General features: G+C 69.8%; 13 protein-coding genes and 1 pseudogene. 7 read left to right on the top strand and 7 right to left on the bottom strand.

Annotation, left to right across the window (positions count from 1 at the left end; translation table 11 throughout):
- Positions 1–799: 799 nt before the first annotated feature.
- From OG735_RS10840 to OG735_RS10830, 3 genes are all read right to left on the bottom strand, one after another.
- Positions 800–1,222 carry a hypothetical protein gene (locus OG735_RS10840; RefSeq protein WP_327322929.1) on the bottom strand — a complete coding sequence of 141 codons (423 nt, stop codon included), beginning with the start codon at positions 1,220–1,222 and terminating at the stop codon, positions 800–802.
- A gap of 50 nt (positions 1,223–1,272) precedes the next feature.
- Positions 1,273–1,749 carry a PaaI family thioesterase gene (locus tag OG735_RS10835; RefSeq protein WP_327322928.1) on the bottom strand — a complete coding sequence of 159 codons (477 nt, stop codon included), beginning with the start codon at positions 1,747–1,749 and terminating at the stop codon, positions 1,273–1,275.
- Between the two features lie 133 nt (positions 1,750–1,882).
- Entirely contained in the window at positions 1,883–4,156 is a 2,274-nt protein-coding gene (locus tag OG735_RS10830) for an FdhF/YdeP family oxidoreductase (protein ID WP_327322927.1), read from the bottom strand.
- An 87-nt stretch (positions 4,157–4,243) separates the two neighbouring features.
- Between OG735_RS10830 and polA the strand changes: the two genes are divergently transcribed.
- Positions 4,244–6,952, top strand: a complete 2,709-nt coding sequence (gene polA / locus OG735_RS10825; protein ID WP_327322926.1) for a DNA polymerase I — start codon at positions 4,244–4,246, stop codon at positions 6,950–6,952.
- Between the two features lie 28 nt (positions 6,953–6,980).
- Here the strand turns inward: polA and OG735_RS10820 are convergent, their stop codons facing one another.
- Entirely contained in the window at positions 6,981–7,838 is an 858-nt protein-coding gene (locus tag OG735_RS10820) for a DUF4184 family protein (protein WP_327322925.1), read from the bottom strand.
- A gap of 198 nt (positions 7,839–8,036) precedes the next feature.
- Here OG735_RS10820 and OG735_RS10815 point away from each other — a divergent pair, with 198 nt between their 5' ends.
- The 3 genes from OG735_RS10815 (at position 8,037) to OG735_RS10805 (ending at position 11,065) form a co-directional block, all read left to right on the top strand.
- Positions 8,037–9,731: a lytic transglycosylase domain-containing protein gene (locus OG735_RS10815; protein WP_327322924.1), complete on the top strand. Its 1,695-nt coding sequence runs from the start codon at positions 8,037–8,039 to the stop codon at positions 9,729–9,731.
- A gap of 194 nt (positions 9,732–9,925) precedes the next feature.
- On the top strand, positions 9,926–10,063 hold the full coding sequence (locus OG735_RS10810) for an SPW_0924 family protein (protein WP_327322923.1): 138 nt from the start codon (positions 9,926–9,928) through the stop codon (positions 10,061–10,063).
- 12 nt (positions 10,064–10,075) lie between these two features.
- Complete coding sequence (locus tag OG735_RS10805) at positions 10,076–11,065, top strand: DUF3068 domain-containing protein (protein WP_327322922.1); 990 nt, start codon at positions 10,076–10,078, stop codon at positions 11,063–11,065.
- Between the two features lie 97 nt (positions 11,066–11,162).
- Here the strand turns inward: OG735_RS10805 and hrpB are convergent, their stop codons facing one another.
- Both hrpB and OG735_RS10795 read right to left on the bottom strand, forming a co-directional pair.
- On the bottom strand, positions 11,163–13,718 hold the full coding sequence (gene hrpB / locus OG735_RS10800) for an ATP-dependent helicase HrpB (RefSeq protein WP_327322921.1): 2,556 nt from the start codon (positions 13,716–13,718) through the stop codon (positions 11,163–11,165).
- A gap of 172 nt (positions 13,719–13,890) precedes the next feature.
- Positions 13,891–14,703, bottom strand: a complete 813-nt coding sequence (locus OG735_RS10795) for a class I SAM-dependent methyltransferase (RefSeq protein ID WP_327322920.1) — start codon at positions 14,701–14,703, stop codon at positions 13,891–13,893.
- Between the two features lie 343 nt (positions 14,704–15,046).
- Between OG735_RS10795 and rpsA the strand changes: the two genes are divergently transcribed.
- A complete protein-coding gene (rpsA, locus tag OG735_RS10790) occupies positions 15,047–16,549 on the top strand; it encodes a 30S ribosomal protein S1 (protein ID WP_327322919.1) in 1,503 nt (500 codons plus the stop codon).
- A gap of 77 nt (positions 16,550–16,626) precedes the next feature.
- On the opposite strand, the pseudogene OG735_RS10785 reads toward rpsA, so the two are convergent.
- A pseudogene (locus tag OG735_RS10785) lies at positions 16,627–16,854 on the bottom strand (right-handed parallel beta-helix repeat-containing protein); the annotation flags it as partial.
- A gap of 224 nt (positions 16,855–17,078) precedes the next feature.
- Here OG735_RS10785 and OG735_RS10780 point away from each other — a divergent pair.
- Both OG735_RS10780 and coaE read left to right on the top strand, forming a co-directional pair.
- Positions 17,079–18,017, top strand: a complete 939-nt coding sequence (locus OG735_RS10780) for a PAC2 family protein (RefSeq protein ID WP_327322918.1) — start codon at positions 17,079–17,081, stop codon at positions 18,015–18,017.
- Between the two features lie 23 nt (positions 18,018–18,040).
- Positions 18,041–18,655, top strand: a complete 615-nt coding sequence (coaE, locus tag OG735_RS10775) for a dephospho-CoA kinase (protein ID WP_327322917.1) — start codon at positions 18,041–18,043, stop codon at positions 18,653–18,655.
- Positions 18,656–18,791 lie beyond the last annotated feature (136 nt).

Here is an 18,791-nt window from a genome sequence, read left to right as displayed (position 1 = left end):
GCTGTGATGCGCCCGGCGGCGCGGTGACTGGCGGTGACTCTAAGCGGAGGTGGCGGGGTCAGGGAGGCAGGGCGACAGGATGTGACGTTCTTGTTATGCCGAGGCCAAGGCTCCGTGGTGGGGCTGTGGACAGATCGGGCTTTCGGCGTCCCGGAGTTTTGACCACATGGTGAGAACGTGCAGTTCCGCTAAGGGGATTGAGTTGATCTTGGTGCCGACGGCCGAGAGGGGGCGCGGAGAGCCCCGGCGAGATCGGCGGTGCGGGCCCGGTTGAGAACGGAGCCCGGAATCTTGATTACGTCATTGTTACGTAGCGTTACATCGCGGAGGGGCGGTTTCATGTCGCGGGGGATCCCCGTGCGGCTTCGCGCCGTGGCCTGAACAGTGATGTTGCGGGTCGTACCAGGGCGTACGGCGAAGGGTGGAGCCGGCCGGACGCTGGTCTGCGTCGTGGCGACATGGCCGGCAGATGTGTAATCGGTAATCGGTGATCGATGATCGGTGATCGGTGATCCGCAGGCGATGGCGAGCCGAAAGTGCGGCGTGAAGACGCGGGCGCGGACGTCCGGTTGGCCGATCGGCCCCTCGTACGCGATGCGCGTGACGAGCCCGGGTGCGGGTCCGGGTGCGAGCCGGGTTCGGCTCGGGCCGGTGCGGGACGAGCTGTGCCGTGGCGAGGACCGGGGCGGTGGCCGCGGCGGCGGCGAGCGCGGGACGAGGCCAACGAGCCGTCCGGTAATCGGTGTTGGCGTTGCACATGATCTCGGGGGACTCGGTGCGCGGACCCCCGGTGGACGGTCTACCGGTCCGATGACGCCGCTGGTTTCGGCGGACGCCAGTTCTCCGAGCTGCCGGTCGCGCCGTTCTGGGCAGCGCACTTCTGCCGGGCCTGGACATCGATCAAGGCGAGGGCCGCGGCACGGCCTTGGCGCTTTTCCTCGGCACGGGCCACGGCGACGATCTCCTCGTGGATGGCGTACTGCTCGTTGGACAGCCCCTTCTGCTCCCAGTCGATTCCTGACCACTTGCTGCCCTTGAGTGTCTCTTTCGCCCAGTAGGAAACGAGACTTGTGCATATATCGGCAGGTGAGGACTTCTGCGGTACAGGTGTTGACGTGGCGGGCTGCCCGGACGAAGAGGATTCCGTGCAGCCCGCGACGGCAAGCGTGACCAGAAGTGCGTAGGTGGCGTACCCGACCGAGATGTGCGGCTTGGTCCCCATGGGGGCACGCTAAGCCGTCACGATCGGTGACACAACAAGCCTGCGGAGGATCAGCTGCCGGCCCCCGCCGGCCCGCCGGCGTCGCGCAGCAGACAGGTCAGCCGGGCCGTGCAGACCCGCTTGTCCTGCTCGTCGGTGATGACGATCTCGTACGTGGCGGTGGAGCGGCCGCGATGCACCGGTGTCGCGACTCCGGTGACGAGGCCGGAGCGGACGCCGCGGTGGTGGGTGCAGTTGAGGTCCACACCGACGGCGATCTTGGAGGTCCCGCCGTGCAGCATCGAGCCGACCGAGCCGAGGGTCTCGGCCAGCACGGCGGACGCGCCGCCGTGCAGCAGTCCGTAGGGCTGGGTGTTGCCCTCGACGGGCATCGTGCCGACGACGCGGTCGGCCGAGGCCTCGACGATCTGCACGCCCATGCGCTCGCCCAGATGGCCGGCGGAGAAGAGCGCGGGCAGATCGACCCCGAGCGCGGCGTATTCGTCGATGACCTCTTGCGGGAATTTCACATTGGTCTGCTCGCCCATGGGGCCCGGCTCCGATCGTCAGTACGTTGCGTGCTCTGTGCACCGTCTTATCAGATGCCTGAGCGAACGCTTAGACGGGATGCCTCATTCCCCGCTCTTCAGCCGTCGTTCCCTGTCCCTCAGCCGTCGAGCTTTACGCCCCGCGCTCGAACCGGACCACCACGGACTTGCTCGCCGGGGTGTTGCTGGTGTCCGCCGTGGAGTCCAGCGGCACCAGCACATTGGTCTCCGGGTAGTACGCGGCCGCGCAGCCACGGGCGGTGGGGTAGTGCACCACCCGGAAACCGGGGGCACGTCGTTCGACGCCGTCCTTCCACTCGCTGACGAGATCGGTGTACGAGCCGTCCGTCAGGCCCAGTTCCCGCGCGTCCTCGGGGTTCACCATGACGACCCGGCGCCCGCCCTTGATACCGCGGTAGCGGTCGTCGAGGCCGTAGATCGTGGTGTTGTACTGGTCGTGCGAGCGCAGCGTCTGCAGCAGCAGCCGACCCGCGGGCAGCTCGGGAAACTCAACGGGCGCGGCGGTGAAATTGGCCTTGCCGGTGGCCGTGGGGAAGCGGCGTTCGTCGCGCGGAGCGTGGGGGAGCGTGAAGCCGCCGGGGCGGGCGATCCTGGCGTTGAAGTCCTCGAAGCCGGGCACCACGCGCGCGATGCGGTCGCGGATGGAGCCGTAGTCCTTCTCGAAGTCCTCCCAGGGCGTGACCGAGCCGGGGCCGAGCACGGCACGCGCCATCCGGGCCACGATGGCCGGCTCGGACAGCAGATGGGGGCTCGCCGGGGGGAGATTGCCGCGTGAGGCGTGCACCATGCCCATCGAGTCCTCGACGGTCACGAACTGTTTGCCCCCCGCCTGTATGTCCTTGTCGGTACGGCCGAGGGTGGGCAGGATCAGCGCCCTGGTGCCTGTGACGGCGTGCGAGCGGTTCAGCTTCGTCGACACATGCACCGTGAGTCGGGCCTTGCGCATCGCGGCCTCGGTCACCTCGGTGTCCGGCGTCGCGCCGACGAAATTGCCGCCCATGGCGAAGAAGACCTTCGCCTCCCCGTCGCGCAGCGCCTGAATGGACCGTACGACGTCGAAGCCGTGGTGACGCGGCGGAGCGAAGCCGAACTCCTTCTCCAGGGCGTCCAGGAAGGCCGGGGCGGGCCGCTCGAAGATGCCCATGGTGCGGTCGCCCTGGACGTTGGAGTGCCCGCGCACGGGGCAGACGCCGGCGCCCGGGCGGCCGATGTTGCCGCGCAGCAGAAGGAAGTTGACCACCTCACGGATGGTCGGCACGGCATGCTTGTGCTGGGTCAGGCCCATCGCCCAGCAGACGATGGTGCGCTTCGACGCGAGGACCATCGCGAGCGTCTGCTCGATCACGGCGCGTTCGAGGCCGGTCGCGACGAGGGTCTCGTCCCAGTCGGCGGCACGGGCCGCGGTTACGAACTCCTCGTAGCCGTGGGTGTGTTCGCGTACGAACGCCTCGTCGACGGCCCCGTCCGTCTCGAGGATCAGCTTGTTCAGCAGCCGGAAGAGTGCCTGGTCGCCGCCGATACGGATCTGCAGGAAGAGGTCGTTGACCGCGACGCCCTTGACCATGCCCCGCGGGGTCTGCGGATTCTTGAACCGTCCGAGGCCGGCCTCGGGCAGCGGATTCACCGAAATGATCTTTGCGCCCGCTGTTTTGGCCTTCTCCAGGGCGGAGAGCATCCGGGGATGGTTGGTCCCGGGGTTCTGCCCGGCGACGATGATCAGGTCCGCCTCATGGATGTCTTCCAGCGAGACGCTGCCCTTGCCGATGCCGATCGTCTCGGTGAGCGCCGAGCCGGAGGACTCATGGCACATGTTGGAGCAGTCGGGAAGATTGTTGGTGCCGAATTCGCGGGCGAAGAGCTGGAACAGGAACGCCGCTTCGTTGCTGGTGCGGCCCGAGGTGTAGAAGAGCGCCTCGTCGGGCGATGCCAGCGCCGTGAGCTCCTCCGCGATGATCCCGAAGGCTCGCTCCCAGGTCACCGCCTCGTAGCGGTCGGCGCCTTCCGGCAGGTACATCGGCTGCGTGATACGGCCCTGCTGCCCCAGCCAGTACCCGCTGCGCGAGGCGAGGTCCGCGACGGGATGCGCGGCGAAGAAGTCCGGCGTGACCCGGCGCAGCGTCGCCTCCTCGGCGACCGCCTTCGCGCCGTTCTCGCAGAACTCCGCCATGTGCCGCTTGTCGCCCTCGGGCCAGGCGCAGCCCGGACAGTCGAAGCCGTCCTTCTGATTGACCTTGAGCAGGGTCTGCGCCGTGCGGCGCACTCCCATCTGCTGCTGGGCGATGCGCAGGGTGTGCCCGATGGCGGGAAGACCGGCCGCCGCCTGATGCGGGGCCGCGACCTGCGGCGCGTCCTGGACCGGGTCACCAATGGGAGGCTTGCTGGCCATCGCGCTCTCCTTCGAGCCTGCGGCGTGCTGTGTGCCCCGATCCTGCCACGGTCGGGAATGTCAGTGGTACGTGGCAGGATCGTGGCCGTGGCTGAGACGGCATCGAAGAAGACCCCAGACAACCGACCGCGCCTGCTCCTCATGGACGGGCACTCCTTGGCGTACCGGGCGTTCTTCGCGCTGCCCGCGGAGAATTTCACGACCGCGACCGGTCAGCCGACCAACGCCATCTACGGCTTCGCGTCGATGCTGGCGAACACGCTGCGCGACGAGTCGCCCACGCATTTCGCGGTGGCGTTCGACGTCTCGCGCAAGACATGGCGCTCGCAGGACTTCCCCGAGTACAAGGCGAACCGCTCCAAGACCCCGGACGAGTTCAAGGGCCAGGTCGAGCTGATCGGTGAGCTCCTGGACACCATGAACGCCGTGCGGTTCGCGGTGGACGGGTTCGAGGCGGACGACATCATCGCCACCCTCGCCACCCAGGCCGAGGCCGCCGGCTTCGAAGTGCTGATCGTCACCGGCGACCGAGACTCCTTCCAGTTGGTCAGCGAGCACACCACTGTGCTCTACCCCACCAAGGGCGTCTCCGAGCTGACCCGCTTCACCCCGGAGAAGGTCGAGGAGAAGTACGGCCTCACGCCTCAGCAGTACCCGGACTTCGCCGCCCTGCGGGGCGACCCCTCGGACAACCTGCCGGGCATCCCGGGTGTCGGTGAGAAGACCGCCACGAAGTGGATCAGCCAGTTCGGTTCGTTCGCGGAGCTGATGGAGCGCGCCGATGAGGTCAAGGGCAAGGTCGGACAGGCCCTCCGCGACCACCTGGACTCCGTCAAGCTCAACCGCCACCTCACCGAGCTGGTGCGGGACGTGGAGCTGCCGAAGGCCGTCGACGACCTCGAGCGCGCGCCGTACGACAGGACCGCGCTGAAGGGGTTCCTGGAGGTCCTGGAGATCCGCAACCCGAGCCTGCGCGAGCGGCTCCTCGCGGTAGACCCGGGCGCCGAGGAGGACGAGGCCCCGGCCCCCGCCGCCGCCGTCGAGCTGGACGGCACGGTGCTCTCCACCGGCGAGCTCGCCCCCTGGCTCGAGCAGCACGGCGGGCAGCCGCTCGGCGTGGCCACCGTCGACACCTGGGCTCTGGGCACCGGCAGCGTCGCCGAGATCGCGCTCGCCACGGCTGCGGGACCTGCCGCCTGGTTCGACCCCACCCAGCTGAACGAGGCCGATGAGCGGGCCTTCGCCAACTGGCTCGCGGACGCCGGCCGGCCGAAGGTCATGCACAACGCCAAGGGCGCCATGCGGGTCTTCCCCGAGCACGGCTGGAGCGTCGACGGCGTCACCATGGACACCGCGCTCGCCGCCTATCTGGTCAAGCCCGGCCGCCGCTCCTTCGCGCTGGACGCGCTCGCCGTCGAGTATCTGGGCCGTGAGCTCGCCCCGGCCGCCGCCGACGGCCAGCTCGCCTTCGGCTCGGACGAACAGGCCGAGGCCGACGCCCTGATGGCGCAGGCCCGCGCGGTCCTCGACCTCGGTGAAGCGTTCACCGCGCGCCTGATCGAGGTCGGTGCGGCCGACCTGCTGCACGACGTCGAGCTGCCCACTTCCGAGCTGCTGGCCCGCATGGAGCGGCACGGCATCGCCGCCGACCGCTCCCATCTGGAGGCCATGGAGCAGCAGTTCGCGGGCGCCGTGCAGCAGGCCGTGAAGGAGGCGCACGCCGCCGTCGGGCACGAGTTCAACCTCGGCTCGCCCAAGCAGCTGCAGGAAGTCTTCTTCGGTGAGCTGAACCTCCCCAAGACCAAGAAGACCAAGACCGGTTACACCACCGACGCGGACGCGCTGGCCTGGCTGGCCGGCCAGACCGAGCACGAGCTGCCGGTCATCATGCTGCGCCACCGTGAACAGGCGCGGCTGCGCTCCACCGTCGAGGGCCTGATCAAGACGATCGCGGCCGACGGCCGTATCCACACCAGCTTCAGCCAGATCGTGGCCGCGACCGGCCGGCTCTCCTCCACCGACCCGAATCTGCAGAATGTGCCGGTGCGTACGGACGAGGGCCGCGCCATCCGCCACGGCTTTGTCGTCGGCGAGGGCTTCGAGTCGCTGATGACCGCCGACTACAGCCAGATCGAGCTGCGCGTGATGGCGCATCTGTCGGAGGACGAAGGCCTGCTGGAGGCGTTCGCCTCCGGTGAGGATCTGCACACCACCGTCGCCTCCCAGGTGTTCGCCGTGGAGCGGTCCGCGGTCGACGCGGAGATGCGCCGCAAGATCAAGGCCATGTCGTACGGACTGGCGTACGGCCTCTCGGCGTTCGGCCTCTCCCAGCAGCTGAACATCGAGGCGGCCGAGGCGCGCGGCCTGATGGACACCTACTTCGAGCGGTTCGGCGGAGTCCGCGACTATCTGCGCCGCGCCGTCGACGAGGCACGCGCCACGGGATACACGGAGACGATGCTCGGCCGGCGCCGCTATCTCCCGGACCTCAACAGCGACAACCGCCAGCGCCGCGAGGCCGCCGAGCGGATGGCGCTCAATGCCCCGATCCAGGGCACGGCCGCGGACATCGTCAAGATCGCGATGCTGAACGTGGACCGGGCGCTGAGCGAGGCGAAGCTCTCCTCCCGGCTGCTGCTCCAGGTCCACGACGAAATCGTCCTGGAGGTCTCGCCGGGCGAGCGCGACCGGGTGGAAGAGCTGGTCCGCCGGGAGATGTCCTCGGCCGTGTCCCTGCGCGCACCGCTGGATGTCTCGGTCGGCGTCGGCCCCGACTGGGAGTCCGCCGCGCACTGACCCGGACCGTGTGCGTTCCGGCGCGGGATCAGCCCGATCCCCTGCCGGAACGCACCGGCGGCAGCACGGAACCGGGCGTGTCCGTGCGCGAGCGGTGCCGCAGCCGTACCCCCACGGCGTAGAGCACCAGCCCCAGGGCGAGCCCTGCGCCCGCCCCGAAGCACGCCGTCGGGATGATGTCGAGCAGCGTGCGGATCTCCCTCCAGTACGCGTAAAAGCGCAGGCACCGGTGCACGACCCCGGCCGCCACGCACCCCGCCAGCAGCGCCCAGGCCCACCATCGCTCCCGCCCGTGCAGTACGGGGAGGGAGGCGGGCGCCTCCGAGCGGGACTGCCGGCGCAGGGCGGACCCGGTGAACCAGCCGAGGGCCAGCAGGGCGAGCGCGGAGCCGCCGTACTGGAAGTAGAGATACATCGGGAAGCCCGCGACGATCTCGCCGAGCAACGGGAAGACCTTCATGCCCCAGCGATCCAGATGCGTAAAGCTGTCCCACACCACATGGGTGGTCGATCCGAGGACCGCCGAGACATAGAACAGGGCCGCGAGCGCCGGGAGTCCACGCCCACGCCAGTCCTCTCCCCGGACGAAGGCGTGGGCCCTGCCGCGCCACGCGTACGGCACCAGGGCAAGCAGCGGCTCGCGCAGCAGAAGCCACAGGCCCGCCAGCGCCGCGGCGATCAGCGCGTCCACCGTGAAGATTCCGGCCACCGAGTGCGTCACTTCGCCGAACTCCATGGCGCCCGGGATCGCGGTGTCCGCAAAGTAGGTCATGTCGGGGGCGAACGAGCCGGCGACGAGCGCGGACGCGACGAGCGGTCCGCGCGCGGTCCCGTCTCTCCTGATGCCCGGCAACACCGCCGCGGCATGGCTCAGCGTGAACGGCATGGTGTCCCCCTGGACCGTCGTCGATCAATGGCGCCCAGTATGCGTGAAGTTGCTGATCGGGAATCCCGGGCGACCTGGAGGTAGCGGAAGGGTGAAAAACGGTCAAGGTCCGGTGTTCCGGGGCCCGTAGGTGTCGTAGGGTCACGTGAGTGCGCGCTGGGGAGCGCGAACAGTCGCCGACGGGGAGGAAAAAGACGTATGGCAGCGCAATTCGGCCGCCGACTGCGCAAGGGAGCGACGACGACCGCGGTTGCCGCGGTTGCCGTGGCCGCGCTCTCCGCCTCCGGGGCGCCCGGCGCCACGCACGCCACCGCGGGCGGCAGCCGGGAAGCGTCCGATGCGACCCCGCCCCCCGGCACTCCGGTCACCGGCAACTCCCCGTACTACACCGACCTTCCGCCGCTGAACACGCCTGACAAACCAGCCACTTCGATCGATCTGCCCGCGACAGGTACAGCCGAAGCGGGCATTCCGGCCACCGTACTCGCGGCGTACAAGCAGGCCGAGCGGACCATCGCCGGCTCGGACCCCGGCTGCCACGTCCCGTGGCAGCTGCTCGCCGCGATCGGCAAGGTGGAGTCGGGACAGGCGCGCGGCGGCAAGGTCGACGCCAACGGCACCACGTTCTCCCCGATCCTCGGGCCGGTCCTCAACGGCGTCGGCTTCGCGAACATCTCGGACACCGACAAAGGCGCCTACGACGGCGACGCGACGCACGACCGCGCGGTCGGCCCGATGCAGTTCATTCCCTCCACCTGGGAAAAGTGGGGCGAGGATGCCAACAGCGACGGACGCAGGGACCCCAACAACATCTACGACGCCGCGCTCGCCGCGGGACGCTATCTCTGCGCCGACGGCCGCGACCTGGCGCTCAAGGCCGACCTCGACCGCGCGATCCTCGGCTACAACCACTCGCAGGAGTATCTGAGTACGGTCCTGTCCTGGTTCGAGTTCTACAAGCGCGGCACCCACGGGGTTCCGGACGGCACCGGTGTGCTGCCGGTCGGCAACATTCCCGACAGCTCGGGCCCCATTCCGACCCCCACGCCGACCCCGTCCACTCCCGGCAGCACCCGCCCGACCCCGGCTCCCTCACCGTCGAAGCCGGGTGGCGGCACGGGCGGAAAGCCCAGCCCGACCCCGAGCCCGACCCCGCCCCCCACGCCGAAGCCGACGCCGCCGCCGAGCCCGTCGCCCGTCACCCGACTCGAGGACGCGGGCACCGCCGAGCTGGCCGCCATGGCCGGCCACGAGTTCACGGCGCGGCCCACGGTGCGGGTGAAGAACGCCGCAGGCCGGACCGTCCCGCTGCAGGCCGTGGGCTTCGAGATCGTCGGCGACACGGATGCCCTTTTCGCCGGCGGGAAGAAGAGTGTCGTCCTCCACACCGGCGCGGACGGAACGGTCGCGGCACCGACTCTCCAGGCGGGTGAGAAGACCGGCCCGTTCACGGTCCGGGCCAAGGTGGTGGGCCCGCAGGTGCCCGTCGTCGACTTCACCGCGACCGTCACTGTGCGGGCCGCGGACGCGATCGCCAGGACCGACGACAAGGTTCTGACCGCGGCCCCCGGCACCGAGTTCGCAGACGCCGTCGAGGTCAAGGCCACCTACAAGGGCGCCATCGCCTCGGGTGTGGCGGTGACCGCCACTATGATCACTGCCGCGGACAGCCCGGCGGACAAGCCGGTGGTCAACGACAAGGGTCCGTACTTCAAGGACGCCGACGGCAAGACGGTCCGCACGCTCACCGAGCTGAAGACCGACGCCGACGGAGTCCTGAAGCTCCCGAAGATCTACGCGGACGATGCGACGGGCACCTTCCTGCTCCGCCTCACCACCGCCGGCGGCGCGACCGTGACCATCGAGCTCAAGGTCGCCGCACCGGCTGCCTGACCGGAGGGCCCGACCGGCCGTCCGACCAGCCATTCAGTACTTCCGCACCGCCCCTCTGCCGCCACAGGTCAGGGGGGCGGTGCCATGTGTCGATGGTGCAACGTGTTCTCATCTCACGGCTGGATTGCTACGGTGCCCCCGCCCTGACGCTCTATCAGATCCGGAACGGATCCGAGTTCCCCGGGAGGCCGAGCATGCGCGCCATCGTCGCCGCCGCCATCGGGCTGGCCGCCGCCTTCGCCCTCGTCCTCACCATCACGGCGATCGGCGCACCTCCCGGCGAGACCTCGCCCGAGCCGCTGCTGACCACCGTCCCCGGCCCCAAGAAGTAGGAGGTCCGGACCATGCGCCGCAGAGCCGGCCTCGTACTCCTCGCCTTCGCCGTCTTCTTCGCCGCGCTCTCACCGCTGCTGCGCTGGTACGCCTTCCCGAGGCTGGTGAAGATCCCGCCCAGCCAGTACCAGGAGATGGTGCTGGAGGCGAAGCCCGCGACCCTGCTCGACTACGGCTCCCTGCGGGCGAAGCAGGTCGAGAAGGTCACCATCGTGCAGACCCTCAAGGGCAATGTGGAGGAGTCCGAGAAGATCGAGCGCAGCGCCGGTCGTGACGTCGTCGTCTGGGACTCGCTCTCCTACGTCCAGGGCCCCGACGGCAAGATGGTCTCCCGGATCCCCGAGCGCTACATCTTCGACGCGCACAGCCAGGCGCCCGTGCACGCCACCGGTGAAATGGTCGACGGCGACGCGGTGCGGCGCGAGGGCATCGAGTTCAAATGGCCGTTCCTCGCCGAGAAGCGGGATTACCAGTATTTCGACGCCCAGGCGCGTGCGTCCGCGCCCATTCATTACAAAGGGACGCAGAAGTTCCGCGGGCTCGACGTCTACTACTTCGAGCAGACCATCCCGTGGACCAAGGTGCCGTACCCGAAGAAGATGCCGATCCCCGGCATCGACGCGACCACGCTGGAGAAGCAGACCGGCACCACCCGCTGGTACACCACCAAGCGGATGTTCTGGGTCGACCCGGTCACCGGCGGTCCCGTGAACGGCGAGGAGATCCACCGGGAGGAGCTGCGCGGCGGCACGCTGCTGGGCGGCCGGGACAAGGTCACCGCATTCGCCGGGCATGTGAAGATGCGCCCGGACTATGTGGACTCCACCGTCGAACTGGTCAAGTCCCAGCGGCAGTTGGTACTGCTGATGACCTCGTACCTGCCATGGGGCTTCCTGGTGCTGAGCGGTGGACTGCTGGCACTCGCGCTGGTCCTCGAAGCCCGCGGGCGCCGGCCGCAGGCCCCGGCAGCGGAGCGCGAGCCGGAGCCGGTCCCTGCCTGACGGCCCACTGCGCCCCCGACCCGCTGGCATCCGAATCAGCTCAGGAATGCTCTTCGGATCAGCTCCGACTCAGCTCCGGGTGAGCTTCGGGTCAGCTTCAGGCTTCCCTGCTGAGCCGCGCCTTGGTGTGCCGGGTCGGCTCGGCCGTCGACGGGTCCTCGGGCCAGGGATGCTTGGGATAGCGACCGCGCAACTCCGCCCGTACGGACCGGTATCCGTCCTTCCAGAAGGACGCCAGGTCCGCGGTGACCGCCGCCGGCCGCCCGGCGGGGGAGAGCAGATGCACCAGCACCGGCACGCCCGAGACCGTGGGCGTCTCGCGCAGCCCGAACAGCTCCTGGAGCTTCACGGCCAGGACCGGCTGGGCCCCGCCGTACTCCACCCGGATCCGCGAGCCGCTCGGCACCTCGATCCGCTCCGGCGCCAGCTCGTCGAGCCGGGCCGCGTCGCCGCTCGCCCAGGGCAGCAGTCGCTGCAGCGCCTGGCCGGCCTGGATACGTCCGAGATCGGCCCGCCGCCGGGCCCTGGACAGCTCCGGCTCCAGCCACTCATCGGTGCGGTCCAGCAGCGCGGCGTCCGACACATCCGGCCAGGGCGCGTCCAGCTGCCGGTGCAGAAAGGCGAGCCGCTCGCGCAGCCCCTCCGCCTCCCGCGTCCAGCGCAGCAGCCCGAGTCCCTCGCGCCGTAGCCCCTCGAGCAGGGCTTCGCGTACGAGAGCGGGGTTCGGGTCCTTCAGTGCGCGCGCGGAGAGCTCGACGGCCCCGAGCCGCTCCACCTCGCGTGCGACGACATCGCCGTGCTCCCAGTGGACCTCCTCGGCTGCGACGAGCAGATGCGATGCGGCCGTACGCGCCGTGTCCTCGTCGATGACGGCGGCGAGCCGCACCCGTGCCGAGGCGGCATGCGCGGGGCGGTCCGCGACAGCGACGGCGAGCCAGGGCGCGCTGCGCAGCCGCGACCCGGCGACGAGCTCGCCCCCGGTCCCGGAGGCCATCAGAAACGCTCCTTCGCCCCGGGCCCGGGCCACCCGCTCGGGAAACGCGAGCGCCGCGACGAGCCCGGCGACGGCGTCGTCGGAACCAGGCCCCGCCGGCGATTGCGGCTCGGGGTGCGGGGCAGAGCCCCGGTTGCGGGACGACGCGGGGTGGCGAACGGACAGCGACGACTCCAGCCGCCCCGCCTCCGCCCTCCAGCGCCCCGTATACGCGTCGCCGCCACGGCGCGCCGTGCGCCAGGCCGCGGCCAGGTCGTCGCCGTACTCCCGCGGTGGCTCCTCGCTGAGCAGTGCGACCACCTCCGCGGCCCGGCGCGTGCCCACCTCTTGTGCGCCGTCCAGCAGCGCCCGCGCCAGCCGCGGATGCAGGCCAAGCCGGGCCATCCGTACGCCCCGTTCGGTCGCCCGGCCTGCCGTGTCCACCGCGCCGATCACGGCAAGAACCGAACGCGCCGCGGCCAGCGCACCGGCCGGAGGCGGGTCGAGCAGCGCCAGGCCGGAAGTCGTCGGATCGCCCCAGCATGCCGCCTGCAGAGCAAACGCAGCCAGGTCGGCGACCTTGATCTCGGGCGACGGGAACCGCGTCAGCCGGGCGTCCTCCGCCTCGGCCCAGCAGCGGTACACCGTGCCCGGAGCCTCGCGGCCGGCCCGCCCCGCCCGCTGCCGCGCCGCCGCCTGCGAGGTCCGCACCGTGGTCAGCGCGCTCAGGCCTCGCGCGTGATCGGTACGCGGCTCGCGCGCCAGACCCGCGTCCACGACGACCCGCACGCCCGGCACCGTCAGGCTCGATTCCGCGACCGAGGTGGCCAGCACCACCCTCCGTACCCCTGAAGAGCCCGCGAGCACCGCGTCCTGCACCGCGGCCGGCGCCCGCCCGTGGACCTGGAGCACCTCCGCGCCCACATCGACCAACTGGCTCGCGACCCGGCTGATTTCACCCACTCCGGGCAGAAAACACAGCACATCGCCGGCGCGCTCGGCCAGCGCCCGCCGCACCACCGAGGCCACATGGGTCAGCAGCGCCGGATCGACCCGCATCCCGTGCGGCGGCCGTACGGGCCGCGCCGGCGGCGCCCAGACCACCTCCACCGGATGCGCGACCCCGGCCGCCTCCACCACCGGCGCATCGCCGAGCAGCCGCGCCCAGCCCTGTGCGTCCGTGGTCGCCGAGGCCGCGACCAGCCGCAGCTCCGGCCGCAACGCGGCCCGTACGTCCAGCAGGAACGCGGCCACTGTGTCCGCGTCCAGATGCCGCTCGTGGCACTCGTCGAGGATCACCGCATCGACCCCGGCCAGTTCCTGGTCGCGCTGCAGCCGCTGCAGCAGCACACCGGTGGTCACGACCTCCACCACCGTCCCGCGCCCCACCACCCGCTCCCCGCGCACGGTGAAACCGACCTTCCCGCCGACCTGCTCGCCGAGCAGCCACGCCATCCGCCGCGCCGCGGCCCGCGCCGCGATCCGCCGCGGCTCGGCGACCACCACACGCCGCACAGGACCGCCACCCACCAGCCCGGACAGCACCAGCGGTACGAGCGTGGTCTTGCCGGTCCCGGGCGGCGCGCACAGCACCGCGCAGCCGTGCGTGTCGAGCGCATGCCTGAGCGCGGGCACGGCGCTCTGTACGGGCAGGCCGGCGAGGACGTCTTCGCGGATCACCGCCCCAGTCTCGCAAGATGCCGGGGGGAGCTGATTCAGATGGTCCTGGCGCAGGCCCTGACGCGAGCTCGGTGCACAAGCTCATTCCGCGAGCTCGTTCCACAAGCTCATTGCCCGAGCTCGTTCCGAAAGCTCATTGCCCGAGCTCGTCCCACAGGCTCGGCCGATGACCTCAGTCGCGCTCGCAGACGAAGATCGCAGTCCCCGGGATCAGATGTCCGCGCAGCGGGGACCAGCCACCCCACTCCTGGCTGTTCCAGGCCGGCCACTCCGGCTCGACCAGGTCCACCAGCCGGAAGCCTCCCGCCACCACGTCCCGGACCCGGTCGCCGAGCGTCCTGTGGTGCTCGACGTATACCGCGCGCCCCCGTTCGTCCTGTTCGACGTACGGAGTGCGGTCGAAGTACGAAGCGGCCACGGAGAGCCCCTCGGGCCCCGGCTCGTCGGGGAAGGCCCAGCGGATCGGGTGCGTCACCGAGAAGACCCACCGCCCGCCCGGCCGCAGTACACGCCGTACCTCCTGGAAGACCTTCACCGGCTCGGCCACGAACGGAACCGCGCCGTAGGCCGAGCACGCCAGGTCGAAGGAGCCGTTCCGGAACGGCAGCGCCCCCGCGTCCGCTTCCACCAGCGGTACGTGGCCGGCACTGTCGCCGATCCGAAGCGCGTGCTGGAGCTGCCGGTGGGAGAGGTCCAGGGCCACCGGGCGCGCGCCCTGTGCGGCCAGCCAGCGTGAGCACTGCGCCGCGCCCGCGCCGATCTCGAGAACAGAGAGTCCCTTCAGCGACCCGGCGGGCCCCAGCAGACCGGCCTCCGCCTCGTCGAGACCCTCCGGCCCCCACACGAAACCCTCGTCCCCCAGGAACGCGCCGTGTTCGGTCTGGTACTCGTCGGCGTTCCGGTCCCACCAGCCGCGGCTGGCGTGGCTGCTCTCCGAGTCCCCGGCGTTACGGCGGGTGGCTTCCGGCTCAAAATCTTGGAACATCGTCACCGTCGTTGTAGTTTGCGTTCAGCGCGACCGATGGCGGCCACGTGGCCTCGGCAAACATTAGTTGTGCCGGGTATGGGGCGTTCCGCCCCGGGTGTGCGCCTTCGCGCATTGACCGTGCCCGGCTGCCCCCGTATGCTACAAGTTGCGCTGCGGGCCTGCGCGCCTCAGACAGAGCAGGCCGCGCTCGCATCTGTATGCATGTCCCCTCGGTTCACGAGGCGCCGCCCGGGTTTCTTGGGTCGGCGCTTCCCAGGCTGTCCGGCTTCTGCAGCTGCGATACGGGCTCTCGGCGTAGCAGTACCTACGACTCACCGTCCGTACCGGAGCCCTTACCCACATGACGAGCAGCACCGAGACCACCGCCACCACTCCGCAGGTAGCGGTCAACGACATCGGTAACGAGGAAGCCTTCCTCGCCGCGATCGACGAGACGATCAAGTACTTCAACGACGGCGACATCGTCGACGGCGTCATCGTGAAGGTCGACCGGGACGAGGTCCTGCTCGACATCGGTTACAAGACCGAAGGTGTCATCCCGAGCCGCGAGCTCTCGATCAAGCACGACGTCGACCCGAACGAGGTCGTCAAGGTCGGCGACGAGATCGAGGCCCTGGTTCTCCAGAAGGAGGACAAGGAAGGCCGCCTGATCCTCTCGAAGAAGCGCGCTCAGTACGAGCGTGCCTGGGGCACCATCGAGAAGATCAAGGAAGAGGACGGCATCGTCACCGGTACCGTCATCGAGGTCGTCAAGGGTGGTCTCATCCTCGACATCGGCCTCCGTGGCTTCCTGCCGGCTTCTCTCGTCGAGATGCGCCGCGTCCGCGACCTCCAGCCCTACGTGGGCAAGGAGCTCGAGGCGAAGATCATCGAGCTGGACAAGAACCGCAACAACGTGGTCCTGTCCCGCCGCGCCTGGCTCGAGCAGACCCAGTCCGAGGTTCGCCAGACGTTCCTCACCACCCTGCAGAAGGGTCAGGTCCGCTCCGGCGTCGTCTCCTCGATCGTCAACTTCGGTGCCTTCGTGGACCTGGGTGGCGTCGACGGTCTCGTCCACGTCTCCGAGCTCTCCTGGAAGCACATCGACCACCCCTCCGAGGTTGTCGAGGTCGGCCAGGAAGTCACCGTCGAGGTTCTCGACGTCGACATGGACCGCGAGCGCGTCTCCCTGTCGCTCAAGGCGACGCAGGAAGACCCGTGGCAGCAGTTCGCCCGGACCCACCAGATCGGTCAGGTCGTCCCGGGTAAGGTCACCAAGCTCGTTCCGTTCGGTGCGTTCGTCCGCGTCGACGAGGGCATCGAGGGCCTGGTCCACATCTCCGAGCTGGCCGAGCGCCACGTGGAGATCCCGGAGCAGGTCGTCCAGGTCAACGACGAGATCTTCGTCAAGGTCATCGACATCGACCTCGAGCGTCGTCGCATCAGCCTCTCGCTGAAGCAGGCCAACGAGTCCTTCGGTGCCGACCCGGCCTCGGTCGAGTTCGACCCGACGCTGTACGGCATGGCCGCGTCGTACGACGACCAGGGGAACTACATCTACCCCGAGGGCTTCGACCCGGAGACCAACGACTGGCTGGCGGGCTTCGAGACCCAGCGCGAGGCGTGGGAGACCCAGTACGCCGAGGCGCAGCAGCGCTTCGAGCAGCACCAGGCCCAGGTCATCAAGTCCCGCGAGGCCGACGAGGCCGCTGCCGCCGAGGGTGCTGCTGCCCCGGCCGGCGGTGCCCCGGCGGGTGTCTCGGGCGGTTCGTACTCCTCGGAGTCGGACGACAACTCCGGCGCCCTGGCGTCGGACGAGGCCCTGGCTGCCCTGCGCGAGAAGCTGGCCGGCGGCCAGAGCTGACGCTCTGCCCCAGCTGGTGACTAGCTGAAAGTAAGGCCCGCTCCCCCCGGGGGAGCGGGCCTTACGTCATTCCGCTTGCGGGTGCCGGAGGTGCCGGGCGTCGTCGCTTTGAGGTTCCCGCTGTAGGTGCCGTCGGCGAGCTGGATCGTGTCGCCCGGGCGGGCGGCGGACAGTGCGGACTTCAGCTGGGCGGCGGTGGTCACATCGATGACTGTGGCGGCTTGTGCCGGGATGGCCAGCAAGGACAGGCCGCCGGTTGCGAGCGCGGAGGACAGTAAGGCGGGGAGCGGTTTTCGGGTACGCATGTGGGGCGCCTCCCGTTCTTGTATATGAACGACGGACGAGTTTGTGAACTCTGACTGCCCGTGACCGTAGGGACGGGTTATGGTCATGTCAAGGTCTGGACCAGTTCGGTGTGAACCCGTTGCCGTGAACTGGGCTTCCCCTCAGAGGTGTTCATCGTGTGAGGCGGGAATGCCCGTACGTCACCACGCGTTCTTCTCTACGAACACGAGGAGGAGCGGTAACCGTGCTTGATCCGCAGGATTTGTACGAATGGGAGCCGAAGGGCCTCGCGGTCGTCGACATGGCGCTCGCACAGGACTCGGGCGGCCTGGTCATGCTGTACCACTTCGACGGATACATCGACGCGGGAGAGACCGGCGAGCAGATCGTCGACAACCTCCTCGACACCCTTCCCCACCAGGTCGTGGCCCGCTTCGACCACGACAGGCTCGTGGACTACCGGGCCCGCCGCCCGCTGCTGACCTTCCGGCGCGACCGCTGGAGCGGTTACGAGACCCCGACACTCGACGTCCGGCTCGTCCAGGACGCCACAGGCGCGCCGTTCCTGCTGCTGTCGGGACCCGAGCCGGATGTGGAGTGGGAGCGCTTCGCGGCCGCCGTCGCGCAGATCGTCGAGCGGCTCGGAGTGCGCCTCTCGGTCAACTTTCACGGCATCCCGATGGGCGTCCCGCACACCCGCCCCGTCGGGCTCACCCCGCACGGCAACCGCACGGACCTCATGCCGGGCCACCGCAGCCCCTTCGACGAGGCGCAGGTGCCGGGCAGCGCGGAGTCGCTGATCGAGTACCGCCTGATGGAGTCCGGACACGACGTTCTGGGCGTTGCCGCGCATGTGCCGCACTATGTCGCCCGCTCTTCGTACCCGGACGCCGCGCTGACCGCCCTGGAGGCGATCACGGCCGCGACGGGCCTGGTCCTGCCGGGCGTAGCCCATTCGCTGCGCACCGAGGCGCATCGCACCCAGACCGAGATAGAGCGGCAGATCGGCGAGGGCGACGAGGAGTTGGTGGCGCTGGTGCAGGGACTTGAGCACCAGTACGACGCCGTGGCGGGTGCCGAGACCAGGGGCAGTCTGGTCGCCGAGCCGGTGGACCTGCCGTCCGCCGACGAGATCGGCCTCGAATTCGAACGCTTCCTCGCGGAGCGGGAGGGTGACGCGTAGAGCGCTCGCGTAGGCTGCGGCTCATGCTGAAGGTGGGCCTGACCGGCGGAATCGGAGCCGGCAAGAGCGAAGTCTCCCGTCTGCTCGTCTCGTACGGAGCGGTGCTGATCGACGCCGACAAGATCGCTCGCGAGGTCGTCGAGCCCGGAACGCCCGGGCTCGCTGCCGTCGTCGAAGCCTTCGGCCCCGAGATCCTGGCTGCCGACGGCACCCTGGACCGGCCGAGGCTCGGCTCGATCGTCTTCTCCGACCCCGACCGCCTGGCGGCGCTCAACGCGATCGTCCATCCGCTGGTCGGCGCGCGCTCGATGGAGCTGGAGGGCACGGCTGGGCCGGACGCGGTCGTGATCCATGACGTACCGCTGCTCACCGAGAACAGTCTGGCGACGCTGTACGACCTGGTGATCGTGGTGGACGCATCGCCCGAGACCCAGCTGGACCGGCTCGTAAGGCTGCGTGGGATGGCCGAGTCCGAGGCGCGTGCGCGGATGGCCGCGCAGGCCACACGGGAGCAGCGGCGGGATATCGCGGATCTGGTCATCGACAACGACGGGCCGCTGGAACAGCTGGAGCCGCAGGTGCGGAAGGTCTGGGCGGAGCTGACCCAGCGAGCAGCCGCGGAGTCCGGTTCCCGTTAGGCATCCGTCGATCGTGGGGCCCGCTCGTGCCGCTGGGTGTCCTGTCGGCTCCGGGGAGCAGCGTGCACTCGATTCAGCTGTCCGGCCGCCCGGCTGAGCTGTTGGTTTGTCTTCTGTTCGGAATATGGCTGCCGGA

The organism is Streptomyces sp. NBC_01210 (assembly GCF_036010325.1).
In the GTDB taxonomy this organism is placed as follows: domain Bacteria; phylum Actinomycetota; class Actinomycetes; order Streptomycetales; family Streptomycetaceae; genus Streptomyces.
The sequence above is the reverse complement of the archived record's forward strand: the minus strand, read 5'-3'. Positions and strand labels throughout refer to the sequence as shown.